This is a genomic window from Alcanivorax sp. IL2 (assembly GCF_047495475.1).
Taxonomy (GTDB): Bacteria; Pseudomonadota; Gammaproteobacteria; order Pseudomonadales; family Alcanivoracaceae; genus Alcanivorax.
Genome location: NZ_CP179932.1, coordinates 3,239,929 through 3,253,284 on the forward strand (window position 1 = coordinate 3,239,929; position 13,356 = coordinate 3,253,284).

Here is a 13,356-nt window from a genome sequence, read left to right on the forward strand (position 1 = left end):
CGTAGGAGCGCCGCTTGAGGCGCGAACTCCCAGGTTCGAGTTGCGAGAAACGAGTTTCGAAAACCAACAAAGCCCAACTCACGGTTTCTTCTTTCGGAGCTCGCCGCCCTGCAAGGCCGGTTCGCCCCTCAAGCGGGGCTCCTACGGCGAGCCCGTGTCATGCCTAGAAGCCTCGCTGGCGACGCTCCTAAGGTCGCAATTATTCCATCGCCGGGGCGTCTTTTACCGGCCTGTTGCGATACCAATCCACACCACTGACTGCACCGTTGATCAGCCAGGCAGCGGCGACCAGGCCCCCGGCCATGGGCCAACCCCAGGTGTCCGGCAGCAGGTCGGTGCCGGGTACAAACACCAGGAACAGCACGGTTTCCAGTACTGCCAGCAACAAGGGGGCCGCCAATCGAGCCGGGTAATGCAGCTCAATGCCCAGCCAGCGCAGAACGGCGCCGCCCATGCCAAGGCCAAGCCAGATAACGATCAGACCACCAATAATCACTGCCACCGTTAACGCTCCTGTTCCTGTTGTCCGTAGAGTGCCTCACGGCCGTGCCGGACCGCCATGCCTTCGCGGACTTTTTTCGGCAGTCCAGCCACCACCAGAGCGTAGGAATGATCAATCATGCGCTGGATTTCCCCCGCCGGGATGGAGCCGTCCAACTTGATGGTATTCCAGTGTTTCTTGTTCATTTGGTAACCGGGAATCACAGCTTCGAAGATATCCCGCAGTGCCTGCGCCTGGTCCGGATCACATTTGAGATTCATGCGCCCTTCGCCCTGCTCTTCCCCCAGTGTCGCGAACATCTTGTCCCGCACCTTCATCACCGCCACATCCGGGCCGAAGGGAAAATCCTCTCGCGCTTCCGGCTTGCTCAACAGATACGCTTGTGCGGCTTTGGCATCCATGATCAAGACATCCCTGATTGACCCGCTATTCCGGCATTGGCCGGTTGGGAGACGGCCGCAGTAAGGCTGTCATCATACCTCTCCCTGCTCATCGCCGCAGCACAGGGGCCCCAGCACTCAGCGGATGAGGAAGGGCGGGCCGGGAGATTCGCGCCCAATAAAAAACCCCGGCGGATAGCCGGGGTCTTGTGTCCCGACAGTACCCTTGTGAGGCGGGGCCGAAACAAGTCAGGAAGTTTACCCGCTTGTGAAAAGGATCGCGACCGCTGAGGCAGTGCATTTACCCATCATGCACGATGCTCATCGCTGACGGGAAATACCACGCAACAATGCGAAGCTCGTGTTACTCGCATTGTTGCGTGCGTCTGCTGCATTGCTATGAAATTTCGCGGGTCTCTCGGAAGCGGATCTCCGGATGACGCTCCTGTGCCAGTTGCAGGTTCACACGGGTCGGTGCCAGGTAGGTCAGGTGACCCGCGCCGTCGCGGGACAAGTTGTCATGGGCCTTGCGCTCGAAGGCGGTCAGCTCTTTCTCGCTGCCGGCTTCGATCCAGCGCGCTGTCGCCACACTGACCGGTTCATAGCGGCAATCCACGCCGTATTCCCCTTTCAGGCGAGCGGCCACCACATCGAACTGCAGGGTGCCCACGGCGCCCAGAATCACGTCGTTGTTGCGCAACGGGAAGAACACCTGGGTGGCGCCCTCTTCCGCCAGCTGAGTCAGCCCCTTGTGCAGCTGCTTGCTCTTCAGCGGGTCGTTGAGCACCACACGCTGGAACAATTCCGGGGCGAAGTGGGGAATGCCGGTGAAGGCCAACTCTTCCCCTTCAGTGAAGGTGTCACCGATCTGGATGGTGCCGTGGTTGTGCAGGCCAATGATATCGCCGGAAAAAGCCTCTTCCACGTTGTCACGCTCACCGGCCAGGAAGGTCAACGCATCAGGAATACGCACGTCCTTGCCGGTACGCACCTGCTTGAGCTTGATACCCTTGTGGTATTTGCCGGAACAGATGCGCATGAAGGCGATGCGGTCCCGGTGGCGGGGGTCCATGTTCGCCTGAATCTTGAACACGAAGCCGGTCATCTTGGGCTCGTCGGCGACTACGGTACGCGCGGTGGCATCGCGGGGCTGGGGCGGCGGTGCCCACTTCACCAGGCCGTCAAGCATGTGATCGACGCCGAAGTTGCCCAGGGCGGTACCGAAGAACACCGGGGTCAGCTTGCCGGCCAGGAAGCGTTCCAGATCGAATTCGTGGCTGGCGCCCTGTACCAGCTCCAGGGTCTCACGCAGTTCTTCGGCGTAGTCGGCCCCCACGGCCTGGTCCAGCTCGGGATTATTGAGGCCTTTTACTTCGCGCACGTCCTGCACGGTGTGGCCCTGACCGGTCTTGTAGAGCACGGTGGTGTCAGTGAGGAGGTTGTAGACACCCTTGAAGCTCTTGCCCATACCGATGGGCCAGGTAATCGGAGCGCACTCAATCTTGAGCACATCCTCGATTTCATCAAGCACTTCAATGCCGTCACGGACGTCCCGGTCCAGCTTGTTGATAAAGGTAAGGATCGGCGTGTCGCGCAAGCGACACACTTCCATCAGCTTGACGGTCCGCTGCTCCACACCCTTGGCGGCATCGATCACCATCAGCGCCGAATCCACCGCAGTGAGGGTGCGGTAGGTGTCTTCAGAGAAGTCGGCGTGGCCGGGGGTATCCAGCAGGTTGACGGTGGCATCCTTGTAGGGGAACTGCATCACCGAGGTGGTCACCGAAATGCCCCGCTCCTTCTCCATCTCCATCCAGTCAGAGGTGGCGTGCTTGCCGGACTTCTTGCCTTTCACGGTACCTGCGCTCTGGATCAGGTTGCCGTACAACAACAGTTTTTCGGTAATGGTGGTTTTACCGGCGTCCGGGTGCGAAATAATCGCGAAGGTGCGGCGCTTGGCCACCTGGTCTTGCAGGCTCATGGGGCTTCCGACTCTGACAGGATTTTCGAGGGCGCGAGTATAACAGCCTTGCGTGCCCTTATCAGGCTCTCAGCGCCACCCTGTCAGACGATGCCGGAGCCTTTCAGCTGACGCTGACGCATTAGCAGATAGAGGGCAAATCCCACCGCAACACCAGGGACCAGCCCCAGCAGCAGCGCCAACCAACCGCCGCGGACCTGGTAACGCTGACGCTCGAAGATCACCCAGATGGCAAGTACCACCCAGCACAAAATCACATCCGTGGAATACCCGGCCGCAAAGGGATTCACGAAGCCTCCGGCGGCGGCAGCCAGGATATCCGGGTTCTCGAGCAGCGGCGGGATGATCAGCACCGCAAACACCACACAAAAGCTCAGGGCTACCAGCAATAACAGTCGACGAAACAGGTTCTCTGACACAGGCCAAGTCCTCGCAATAGGTCATCCGTAATCACCGTATCCTTGAGGATTTACTCTGGCGTGTCCACCAAGGCAGCCTCTGAATCACTCCTTGCGTACTCATCGTGGCCGGAAGGGTGCAGCTGTTGTGCTCTTCAGGCCGCGCTCTGCGGGTCATCCTGACAGGCTGATCATGCAAGGAGTGATTCAGAGGCTCCCTAACACTTCAGGGCGAACCAAAAGCAGTGCTAGAGTATCGGTTCCAGAACAACAAGGATGCCAGACCATGCCTGTTTATCTCCGCGCTTTCGCTGCCCTCTTCCTCGCCACCCTGCTGGCGGCCTGCAGCCGTACCCCGGATGCCGGCGATGCCCGTAAAGCGCTGGAAGCAGAACTGGAAAACGCGCACCTGTCCGGCCTGTTGGCAGTCACCGATGTGGAAAAGCGTAATGGCTACGACGACGGAGACGGCCGCTACACGCTGGAAGTGGATTACCAGCTGAAAGCCAGAGAAGATCTGGGTGGTTACACCGACAAGATCAAGGGCAATGAAGATCTGTCCGGCATGGATCGCTTCGCCATGATCATGACCCTCAGCGCCCTGCGCATGGAGCACGGCAACTTCAAGAAGGGTGATACCTTCCAGCGCCAGCGGGTGATTACCTTCCGGGATTCTGAGAACGGCTGGATGCCCATTCAGGAGTAACGGGAAGCTGTTCGAATCGCACCTTGCCTGCTGTAGGAGCGGCTCTCGAGCCGCGAACCGAGCGTAGCGAGGCGACAAAGTTCAAGGTTTGACCACCATTCTTTCTGGAACCTGTCGAGCCTTGGGAGCCCTGATCGCCCTGCGGACGATTTCCGCGCAAGCGCGGTTCGCGCCTCAAGAGGTATTATTCGCTACGCTCACCCTTCGGGCCGCACGGAACTACGTGCGTTACTCCGCTGCGCTCCGTTCCTACAGCGGCTTCGTAGATAGGATGTAGAGAATTATTTATGCCCGCTGGTGAGCAGGCACTGCATCAATACCGCATTCTCGTGCCCGTCCCCCTTGCGGTAATAATTCTTGCGCACCCCACAGACCTCAAAGCCCAGCTGGCGGTAGAGTCCCTGGGCACTTTGGTTGCTTTCCCGCACTTCCAGATAGACCACGGTCATGGCATCGGCGCGGGCCGCCTCGAGAGCCTGTTGCAGTAATCGCCGGGCGATGCCGTGGCGTTGCCAGGCCGGGGCCACGGCGATGTTGAGGACATGGGTTTCGTCGAGGATTCGCGACAGGATCAGAAAGGCCGCCGGCACGTCGTCCACGGTGGCCACCTGGCACAGATAATTGGTGTTGCCCAGGCAATCGTGAAAGTGGGCGCTATTCCAGGGGGTCAGCTGGGCGGCGGTTTCGATGGCCATCACCGCGTCTACGTCTTCCAGCTCCATGGCACGGATGGCTGCCACGCGGGTCCGCTCACTCGCCATGAAAGCCATTTGCCTGCATGGCGTGCCAGCTGGCCTTCTTGTGCTGCGCCGGCTCCGCCAACATTTCTGCCAAGCTGCTGACCACCAGTGCCGGGCGACCACCTAACTCGACGGGTTGATAGCGGGGCTGATCAAACAGCGCCTCACTGAGCGCCTCCGGCAAGCACAGCAATACGCGCTCGCCACCCGCCTGCTCACACAGGCCGGCAATAAAGGCCGAAAGCGCCTGCGCCGCTTCTTCTGCGGGCATGGGCTGTTCAGTAAGTGGACAGAAGAAACGCCGCGGACGCTGAGGCCGTGCCTGGAACAGGGCCAACAAGTTGGCCATCAGCGGCGCCTCAAAGCGTCCCAGCCCCGGGGCCTGGCTGTCTTCCTGGGCGCATAGCAACCAGGTATCGCCACCTAGATGGGCTTCCAGGGTAAAGGTCAGCCCCTTGCCTCTGGCGACTGCCGGTGCGGTTGGCGCGGGTTCCGGAGTATCGGTGGTGGCTTTGGCCGGCGGCGAACTCTGTGGAGCCTCCTGAGCCGGCGCTTCAGTGACAACCGGGGCCGCTGTCTGCGGCGGCGCCGGGACGGGCGCTTCCTGGGCAGGCGCGGGTGATGTCGGTGCTGCCTGCTGCTCTTCCTCGTCCTCCCAATCCAGCAGCTGCGAGGACGCGGCACCGGGCAACGGCGCCCTGGCCACCCAGGGCGTCAGCCCCAGGGCTTTCAGGTAGTGCTGTCGCTGGGCTTCATTCATGGGGCGCTCCGCAACGGCTTGCAGGCCTCACGCACACACGTCATGCCTGACAGCGGCGTGCTGGCATGTTGCGTGACGCTTGCTACGTTCTTCATACATCCGCCGCCTGCGGGTGAGCCCGTTCCAGGCCCGCCGCAAAATGGTTAAGCGCATTCAGGTAGGCCTTGGCGGAAGCGGTGATGATATCCACGTCGGCGCCGTGGCCATTGACGATCCGCCCGCCTTTTTCCAGTCGTACCGTCACTTCACCCTGGCTGTCAGTGCCGGCGGTGATGGCATTCACCGAGTACAGCTGCAGGATGCTATGGCTTTCCGCCAGCATCTCGATGGCCTTGAAGGCCGCATCCACAGGCCCGGCCCCAGTGGACGTAGCTTCCCGTTCCTTCCCATCGATAGCCAGCACGATACGGGCTTCCGGCGTTTCACCGGTACGCGCGGTGGCTTCCAGCAGAACCAGTTTGAAGCGCTCTTCTTCGGCGGCTTTCTTGGTGTCGCTGACCAGGGCCTGCAGATCCTCATCGAACACTTCGTGTTTCTTGTCAGCCAGATCCTTGAAGCGCTGGAAGGCTTCGTTCATGGCCGCTTCCGAGGCAAAGGTGATGCCCAGCTCGTCCAGACGGGCGCGGAAAGCGGCACGGCCGGAGTGCTTGCCCAGCACCATGCGGTTGGTATGCCAGCCCACATCCTCGGCAGACATGATCTCGTAGGTCTCGCGGTGTTTGAGCACCCCGTCCTGGTGGATACCGGACTCGTGGGCAAAGGCATTGGCACCGACGATGGCCTTGTTGGGCTGCACCGGGAAGCCGGTGATCTGCGACACCATTTTCGAGGTGGGTACGATCTCTTTGGCATTGATGCCGGTATCCACATTGAACAGATCCTGGCGGGTGCGTACCGCCATGACAATCTCTTCCAGAGACGCATTGCCGGCCCGTTCGCCAAGGCCGTTGATGGTGCATTCCACCTGCCGGGCGCCGGCCTGGACCGCGGCCAGGGAGTTGGCCACCGCCAGCCCCAGGTCGTTATGGCAGTGCACCGAGAACACCGCCTTGTCGGCATTGGGGATACGAGCCAGCAGCTGGCCAATGGTATGGCCATATTGTTCCGGAATGGCATAGCCCACGGTGTCGGGGATGTTGATGGTGGTGGCACCGGCGTCGATCACCGCCTCGATAATGCGGCAGAGGAAATCCAGCTCGGAGCGACCGGCATCCTCGCAGGAAAATTCCACATCGCCCATGTGATTGCGGGCATGCTTCACCGCCGCCACTGCATGCTCGACTACCTGATCCGGCTCTAACCGCAGCTTGTGCTGCATATGAATGGGGCTGGTGGCGAGGAAGGTGTGAATTCGCCCGGACTCGGCCCCGGCCAGCGCTTCCGCAGCGCGATCGATATCCGACGCCTTGGCGCGGGCCAGCGAGCAAATGGTGGATTCGCGCACGGTATCGGCAATGGCCTTCACCGACAGGAAATCCCCCTGGCTGGCGATAGCAAAACCGGCCTCGATCACATCCACCTTCATGCGCTCCAGAGCCTTGGCGATACGCAGCTTCTCGTCCTGATCCATGGTGGCACCGGGGCTCTGCTCACCATCACGCAGGGTGGTATCGAAAATAATCAGGCGCTCTTTGCTCATCGTTATCTCTCTCTGGCGGGTGAGCCATCCAGCTCACCGAGCTGTAGGAGCTATGCTTGCATGGCTCCTACGGTGATTTGTCGTTGTGGTATCGCTCAATTCTACACCAGTCGCAGGGTGCGCAGCACGGCTTCGCGCAGGGCCTCACCCGCCTCTCGCCCGGCGATCCCCTCGGCCAGGCGGATCTTTTTGCCATCCACCTCGGCGATCAGCGTCATGTACTCGGTCTGGCGGCCATTGCTGGTGCTGCTCATGCCGGTCTTCAGCACCACTTGCTCTGCCCGCAGCAACTGGCCCTTGCGGGTGAACAGCGGGACACCCAGCCAGCGGCGCAGGCTGCGCACTTCGCCACCGCGCACCCACACATCCAGCCCCCGCCCCAGGGTGAACAGGGTACTGCCGACAATGGCATAGCCGATCAGCCCGAAAATACTGCCCATGAGGTACAACATGAAACCTTCGCTGGCGGCGGCGATAAAGAGCCCGGTGCCCACGGCAGCGAAGATGCCACCAAACACCAGCAGCGCCAGCTTCATGCCCAGGTGCCGACCTGGGCGGCTTTCCAGGTGCAGGCCCTGGCCGGTCTGCTCCACCCGGATCTGTTCGTTGGCAGATTCCAGCGCCTCGACTTCCCGCTCGCGCTGGTCGGCCATGACGTGGGACTCCGGCAGACGAAAACGACTCTCGCCCTCCCCCGCCACCACCGGGATATCCCAGCTGCGTTTCAGCTTGCGGCCTTCGACCATGCCCTCCAGCTCGACTCGCCAGCAGATGTAATTGCGACCGCTACCGGAGGACGGCGGCTGCTCCGCCGGCACATCGAAACAAAACAGGATGTCACTGCCCTGCTGGGTGGGCTGGCACAGGGCGCGCTGGTCGGTTTGCCAGAGGATGTCTTCCACGGTCTTGCGGTCTTTGCCACTACCGCTTTCGCGGCCACGGATGCAGCTCAGCCACACATCCATATCCGTCTCACGGGGCAACGCCTTGCCCAGGTGGATGGAGCCACCCACCTGACCACCGGCATGGCCCGGCTCCGGGTCCAGCTGCAGAGGTGTGGGGCCGAAGAACTGGTAATTACTGCGCATTTTCCAGCCCGACCAGGCAATACCGGCGCCCACGGCGGGAAACAGCAGCACCATCAGAATCGCGTAGTCACCGCGACTGACCTTGTCCCAGACCGCCAGATAGGCCGGCGATGGTAGCAGGATAAAGATGGCGCCGAAGCCAACCAGAAACCAGTGGCCGGATTTTTCCTTGCTGTGGTACTGCCCCCCTTCTGCCAGATCGGCCTTGCCCTTGCTGCCCCGGTTGAACAGGAACATCAGGCCGCCACCCACCAAGGCAAACACGCCGCCGAAGGCCAGGCCAAACACCAATGATCCCCAGCGCAGAGTGCGATCCAGAAAAGCCTCGGACGGATTCGCCGGGTTGACCCAGGCCATGACGGTTCGCCCCCGGGAGCGAGCGGACTCCAGTCGGCTGGCCAGACGCTGCCAGTAATCGTCGAAATTATCGCTGCCACCGTACTGACTCACGGTATGACTGGAATAGCTGCGCCCCTGATACTCATAGCGATAGCTGGCGCTGACACTATAAGTCGTCGAGCCATCCGAATAATTGCGATTGAGGGTACTGCTCAGCACCGTGGCCGGCACCCGCTCCCAACTGCCGGATTGCCAGTATTGAAAGGCCGGTTTAAGCCCCACAAAAAACATCACCGCCAAACCCGCCACCAGAAAAACGCCGGGAAAGAGTATTGTCATGCAGCCCGAGGCTTTATTGTCTTTCTGCGTTTCCTGTTCTGCGTTTTCTGCCGTATTCGACACCCGTGATTCCCCCAAACAACAACACTCCGGCCAGGGCACCGTACAGGTGGGCATTCACATAGACCCGCCCGTCGATCCAGCTACGGAGATAGTTCACGTCATAGCCTGCCTGCTGCTCACTGACAATGCGCCCGGCGATCACCAGCAACACCAGTGAATGCAACCAGGGATTCCCCCGCCAGCCCTGCAGCAGGCAATAGACCAGCAAACCATGGAGGATACCGGACAGCCCCACATAGTGCTGCAAACCGGTATCCAGAAAATACAACGCCAGCCCGGTGACCAGCCCACAAAACAGCAACCAGCTCCAGAAACGTGCCCGATCAAGCAGGTCCGTAAAGAAATAGCCGCACAGGACCAGACCGGCCAGATTGAGCAGCATGTGCCAGTGATTGAGATGCACCAGATGGCAGGTCAGCAACCGCCAGACCTGCCCCTGTTCGATGGCCGAACGATCAAACGCCAGCCAGGGGTTCACCCAGGAATGCGCCAGACCCAGCACCACCATGGTGGCCACCACCAGGGCGAAGTGCGGGCGGAGTTTGTTGTCTCTGGGTTGCATGGAGGTACCGGCTGAAATTGAAGGGGTATTAAGCCACAAGCTGCAAGCTGCAAGCTACAAGGCGCGGGATGGATTGTACCGATACTGGCAGACAGTGCCTGCGACCCCAAGTCAGCGGCGCGGCGCACGCGTTAGCGGTTTGGCTGCAACATCGAATCGCGATGCAGCTTGTAGCTTGAAACTTGTAGCTGCCTTTAAAAAAGAAAACCCCGCACAAGGCGGGGTTTTCTGTGGAGCGTATTACGAGGGGCTGATTTACATCATGCCGCCCATACCGCCCATTCCACCCATGCCGCCCATATCCGGGGCGCCACCGCCGTTTTCTTCCGGCTTGTCAGCCACCATGGCTTCGGTGGTGATCATCAGGCCGGCAATGGAGGCCGCTGCCTGCAGCGCGGAACGGGTTACCTTGGCAGGATCCAGGATGCCCATTTCCAGCATGTCACCGTATTCACCGGTGGCGGCGTTGTAGCCGTAGTTACCGGAACCGTTGCGCACTTCCTGCACGATCACGGACGCTTCAGCACCGGCGTTGTAGGCGATCTGACGCAGGGGCATTTCCAGCGCGCGGAAGGTCAGGGCGATACCAGCGTTCTGCTCGTCGTTGTCACCCTTGATGACACCAACGTTGGCCAGAGCGCGCACCAGTGCCACACCACCACCGGGGACCACACCTTCTTCCACGGCAGCGCGGGTCGCATGCAGGGCATCGTCCACACGGGCTTTCTTCTCTTTCATTTCAATCTCGGTGGCAGCACCGATCTTGATCACCGCAACACCGCCGGCCAGCTTGGCCACGCGCTCTTGCAGTTTTTCCTTGTCGTAGTCAGAGGAAGAGTTCTCGATTTCCTTGCGGATCTGCTCCACACGGCCATCAATATCAGCCTGCTGGCCAGCGCCATCAACAATGGTGGTGTTTTCCTTGTCGATGTTCACTTTCTTGGCGGTACCCAGATCTTCCAGGGACGCATTTTCCAGGCTCAGGCCCACTTCTTCGCTGATTACGGTACCGCCGGTGAGGATGGCGATGTCCTGCAGCATGGCCTTGCGACGGTCACCGAAGCCCGGCGCTTTCACGGCGGCGCACTTGATGATGCCGCGCATGTTGTTCACAACCAGAGTGGCCAGTGCTTCGCCTTCGATGTCTTCGGCGATGATCAGCAACGGCTTGCCTGCTTTAGCCACATTTTCCAAGGCTGGCAGCAGTTCGCGGATGTTGGAGATCTTTTTGTCCACCAGCAGGATGTACGGGTCTTCCAGCTCGACCTGCATTTTCTCCTGGTTGTTGATGAAGTAGGGGCTCAGGTAACCGCGATCAAACTGCATGCCCTCAACCACGTCCAGCTCGTTCTGCAGGGACTGGCCTTCTTCAACGGTGATAACGCCTTCCTGGCCCACTTTTTCCATGGCCTGGGCGATGATTTCGCCCACGGATTTGTCGGCGTTGGCGGAGATGGTGCCCACCTGCTCGATGCTCTTGGTGTTGTCACACGGCGTGGACAGCTTTTTCAGCTCTTCCACGACGGCCGCTACGGCCTGGTCGATGCCGCGCTTCAGGTCCATGGGGTTCATGCCGGCGGTGACAGACTTGAGGCCTTCGTTAACGAATGCCTGAGCCAGCACGGTGGCGGTGGTGGTGCCGTCACCGGCCTCGTCGTTGGCCTTGGAGGCAACTTCTTTCACCATCTGGGCACCCATGTTCTCGAACTTGTCTTCCAGTTCGATTTCACGGGCCACGGAGACGCCATCCTTGGTGATGGACGGTGCGCCGAAGGATTTTTCCAGCACCACGTTACGGCCTTTCGGGCCCAGTGTTACCTTGACGGCGTCGGCCAGGATGTTAACGCCTTTGGCCATACGTTGACGGGCTTCGTCACGGAACAGAATTTCTTTCGCCATGGTTCTTTACCTCTGCAAATCTTTACCCCGGAATGGGGTGAATGCCCTTGCGGGCGTTCATGTTCTTGCTCTTGGCCTGCGGCACTTAGCCTTCGACGACGGCCAGAATTTCAGCTTCGCTCATGATCAGCAATTCTTCGCCGTCCACCTTCACGGTGTTACCGGCGTACTGACCGAAGATCACCTTGTCACCGGCTTTCACGTCCAGCGGACGCACATCTCCGCTATCGGTGATTTTGCCGTTACCCACCGCGATCACTTCGCCGCGGGACGGCTTCTCGGCAGCGGAACCGGGCAGCACAATACCGCCGGCGGTCTTGGTTTCTTCCTCTTCACGGCGAACCAGCACGCGATCATGCAAAGGACGGATGCTCATTTTTCCTTAAACTCCCAGTTTTAGTTCTGATGACATCCAAGCTCGCGGAAGCGAAGCTCGGCAGTCCGAATTAGCACTCTAACGAGTCGAGTGCTAATCATAGTAATGATGCCAGTGCAGTCAATAGGGAAAGTGACCTTTGAAAGCGCCTGTCCCGCGACCGCCTGCAGGACACAGGAGTGGGGCCACAGCGCCGGGTTTCAAGGGGGGCGACGAAAAATCCTTTGCCGGGTCAGGCAACCCGGGAGTGTCGTTTGCCGTTTTTGCGAGTCACTGAGCAATCCGGTCATTGGCCAGGCAGGGTCAGCCCACCATAATCCGGGCCATCGTGAACCGACATTGCAAGGAATCACCATGGATCTGAACCAGAAAGTGGTTGTTGTTACCGGCGCCGGCCGTGGCCTGGGCCGGGGTATTGCCACCTACTTTGCCGGCAAGGGTGCCCGCCTGGCCTGCGTCGACCTGAGCCAGGAAGACCTGAACGCCACCGTGGCCGCCTGTGAGGCTGCCGGCGGGGAAGCGCGCGCCTATTTGGCCAACGTGGCCAAAGAAGAGGACGTGGAAAAGCTGTTCAGTGACGTGGTGGCGGACTTCGGCAGCCTGCACGGCGTGGTCAATAACGCCGGCATCACCCGCGATGGCCTGCTGGTGAAGTACAAGGACGGCGAGATCGTCAGCAAGATGAGCCTGCAACAATGGCAGGCTGTGATCGACGTGAACCTGACCGGCGTGTTTTTGTGTGGCCGCGAAGCGGCTGCAAAAATGCTGGAACTGGGGGTCGAGGAAGGGGTGATCGTCAACATTTCCTCCCTGGCTCGCCAGGGCAGCTTCGGGCAAAGCAACTACGCCGCTGCCAAGACCGGGGTGGTTGCCCTGGCCGAGGTGTGGGCCAAAGAGCTGGCTCGCTACAACATCCGCACTGGCGCGGTGGCTCCCGGCACCATCAACACCGACATGCTCGCCGCCATGAAACCGGAGGCCCGCGAGCGTCTGATCCAGGCCGTTCCCCTGCGTCGCCTGGGCGAAGCGGAACACGTCGCCCGTTCCGTGGCCTTCATCTTCGAGACCGATTACTTCACCGGTCGCTGTATCGATATGGATGGCGGGCTGCGGTAATAGTTTCTAGCTTCTAGCTTCTAGCTTCTAGCTTCTAGCTAAGAGAATGTTCCGCTGATGAGAAGGGGCAACCAAAGGGTTGCCCCTTCTCATTTTTTCGTTTTCCCTTGCAGCTCAACGCTAGTCGCTCGAAGCTGCCTGTATGGACCCTTCTTTCCGAGACGCCGTCTACCAGATCGTTGCCGCCATCCCGCCCGGGACGGTGAGCAGCTATGGAGCCGTGGCACGGCAGGCCGGCTTTCCCCGCCATGCCCGCATTGTGGGCCGGCTGATGAGCCAGTTACCGACAGATACCCGTCTGCCCTGGCATCGGGTATTGCGCGGGGACGGCCGAGTTGCCCTGGCGGGCACGCCCGCCGGAGAGCAACAGATCCAGCGGCTACTCGACGAAAACGTCACCGTGCTGGGTGACCGGGTGCCCAGACAGTACTTCCTTCATTGGTAACACGCCTTGTTGAATCACAGCCG

At 60.4% G+C, this 13,356-nt stretch carries 14 protein-coding genes; 3 read left to right on the forward strand and 11 right to left on the reverse strand.

The features are described 5' to 3' along the window. Positions 1–199: 199 nt before the first annotated feature. The 4 genes from ACMG4N_RS14900 to ACMG4N_RS14915 form a co-directional block, all read right to left on the reverse strand. Positions 200–502 carry a hypothetical protein gene (locus ACMG4N_RS14900; protein ID WP_414432247.1) on the reverse strand — a complete coding sequence of 101 codons (303 nt, stop codon included), beginning with the start codon at positions 500–502 and terminating at the stop codon, positions 200–202. 2 nt (positions 503–504) lie between these two features. Continuing rightward, positions 505–903 carry an MmcQ/YjbR family DNA-binding protein gene (locus ACMG4N_RS14905; protein WP_414432248.1) on the reverse strand — a complete coding sequence of 133 codons (399 nt, stop codon included), beginning with the start codon at positions 901–903 and terminating at the stop codon, positions 505–507. Between the two features lie 376 nt (positions 904–1,279). Continuing rightward, positions 1,280–2,863, reverse strand: coding sequence for a peptide chain release factor 3 (prfC, locus tag ACMG4N_RS14910; protein ID WP_414432249.1), 1,584 nt, complete (start codon positions 2,861–2,863; stop codon positions 1,280–1,282). 83 nt (positions 2,864–2,946) lie between these two features. Then, positions 2,947–3,282: a DUF2834 domain-containing protein gene (locus ACMG4N_RS14915; protein WP_297767057.1), complete on the reverse strand. Its 336-nt coding sequence runs from the start codon at positions 3,280–3,282 to the stop codon at positions 2,947–2,949. Between the two features lie 265 nt (positions 3,283–3,547). Between ACMG4N_RS14915 and ACMG4N_RS14920 the strand changes: the two genes are divergently transcribed. Beyond that, positions 3,548–3,967, forward strand: coding sequence for a hypothetical protein (locus ACMG4N_RS14920; RefSeq protein ID WP_414432250.1), 420 nt, complete (start codon positions 3,548–3,550; stop codon positions 3,965–3,967). Positions 3,968–4,248: 281 nt separating this feature from the next. On the opposite strand, the gene rimI is transcribed toward ACMG4N_RS14920, so the two are convergent. The 7 genes from rimI to groES form a co-directional block, all read right to left on the reverse strand. Beyond that, a complete protein-coding gene (rimI, locus tag ACMG4N_RS14925) occupies positions 4,249–4,728 on the reverse strand; it encodes a ribosomal protein S18-alanine N-acetyltransferase (RefSeq protein ID WP_414432252.1) in 480 nt (159 codons plus the stop codon). Further along, a complete protein-coding gene (locus tag ACMG4N_RS14930; RefSeq protein WP_414432254.1) occupies positions 4,718–5,467 on the reverse strand; it encodes a hypothetical protein in 750 nt (249 codons plus the stop codon). The genes rimI and ACMG4N_RS14930 overlap by 11 nt, the downstream gene beginning before the upstream one ends. A 91-nt stretch (positions 5,468–5,558) precedes the next feature. Beyond that, complete coding sequence (locus ACMG4N_RS14935) at positions 5,559–7,106, reverse strand: 2-isopropylmalate synthase (protein WP_297767062.1); 1,548 nt, start codon at positions 7,104–7,106, stop codon at positions 5,559–5,561. A gap of 101 nt (positions 7,107–7,207) precedes the next feature. Further along, positions 7,208–8,872, reverse strand: coding sequence for a DUF3592 domain-containing protein (locus tag ACMG4N_RS14940; RefSeq protein WP_414432256.1), 1,665 nt, complete (start codon positions 8,870–8,872; stop codon positions 7,208–7,210). A 13-nt stretch (positions 8,873–8,885) separates the two neighbouring features. After that, a complete protein-coding gene (gene rrtA, locus ACMG4N_RS14945; protein ID WP_297767066.1) occupies positions 8,886–9,497 on the reverse strand; it encodes a rhombosortase in 612 nt (203 codons plus the stop codon). A 255-nt stretch (positions 9,498–9,752) separates the two neighbouring features. Then, complete coding sequence (gene groL, locus ACMG4N_RS14950) at positions 9,753–11,396, reverse strand: chaperonin GroEL (protein ID WP_414432258.1); 1,644 nt, start codon at positions 11,394–11,396, stop codon at positions 9,753–9,755. Between the two features lie 85 nt (positions 11,397–11,481). Beyond that, on the reverse strand, positions 11,482–11,772 hold the full coding sequence (groES, locus tag ACMG4N_RS14955; protein ID WP_035249363.1) for a co-chaperone GroES: 291 nt from the start codon (positions 11,770–11,772) through the stop codon (positions 11,482–11,484). Between the two features lie 354 nt (positions 11,773–12,126). Here groES and ACMG4N_RS14960 point away from each other — a divergent pair, with 354 nt between their 5' ends. Both ACMG4N_RS14960 and ACMG4N_RS14965 read left to right on the forward strand, forming a co-directional pair. Continuing rightward, the gene (locus ACMG4N_RS14960) at positions 12,127–12,888 is read left to right on the forward strand and encodes an SDR family oxidoreductase (RefSeq protein WP_297767072.1); all 762 of its coding nucleotides are present in this window, start codon (positions 12,127–12,129) and stop codon (positions 12,886–12,888) included. 142 nt (positions 12,889–13,030) lie between these two features. Next, positions 13,031–13,333, forward strand: a complete 303-nt coding sequence (locus ACMG4N_RS14965) for an MGMT family protein (protein WP_297767074.1) — start codon at positions 13,031–13,033, stop codon at positions 13,331–13,333. Positions 13,334–13,356 lie beyond the last annotated feature (23 nt).

Coding starts and splice junctions, on each gene's coding strand:
- ACMG4N_RS14965 (WP_297767074.1), top strand. CDS start 13,031: ATGGACCCTTCTTTCCGAGACGCCGTCTACCAGATCGTTGCCGCCATC.
- rrtA (WP_297767066.1), bottom strand. CDS start 9,497: ATGCAACCCAGAGACAACAAACTCCGCCCGCACTTCGCCCTGGTGGTG.
- ACMG4N_RS14960 (WP_297767072.1), top strand. CDS start 12,127: ATGGATCTGAACCAGAAAGTGGTTGTTGTTACCGGCGCCGGCCGTGGC.
- rimI (WP_414432252.1), bottom strand. CDS start 4,728: ATGGCGAGTGAGCGGACCCGCGTGGCAGCCATCCGTGCCATGGAGCTG.
- ACMG4N_RS14920 (WP_414432250.1), top strand. CDS start 3,548: ATGCCTGTTTATCTCCGCGCTTTCGCTGCCCTCTTCCTCGCCACCCTG.
- ACMG4N_RS14940 (WP_414432256.1), bottom strand. CDS start 8,872: ATGACAATACTCTTTCCCGGCGTTTTTCTGGTGGCGGGTTTGGCGGTG.
- ACMG4N_RS14935 (WP_297767062.1), bottom strand. CDS start 7,106: ATGAGCAAAGAGCGCCTGATTATTTTCGATACCACCCTGCGTGATGGT.
- groES (WP_035249363.1), bottom strand. CDS start 11,772: ATGAGCATCCGTCCTTTGCATGATCGCGTGCTGGTTCGCCGTGAAGAG.
- ACMG4N_RS14930 (WP_414432254.1), bottom strand. CDS start 5,467: ATGAATGAAGCCCAGCGACAGCACTACCTGAAAGCCCTGGGGCTGACG.
- prfC (WP_414432249.1), bottom strand. CDS start 2,863: ATGAGCCTGCAAGACCAGGTGGCCAAGCGCCGCACCTTCGCGATTATT.
- groL (WP_414432258.1), bottom strand. CDS start 11,396: ATGGCGAAAGAAATTCTGTTCCGTGACGAAGCCCGTCAACGTATGGCC.
- ACMG4N_RS14905 (WP_414432248.1), bottom strand. CDS start 903: ATGGATGCCAAAGCCGCACAAGCGTATCTGTTGAGCAAGCCGGAAGCG.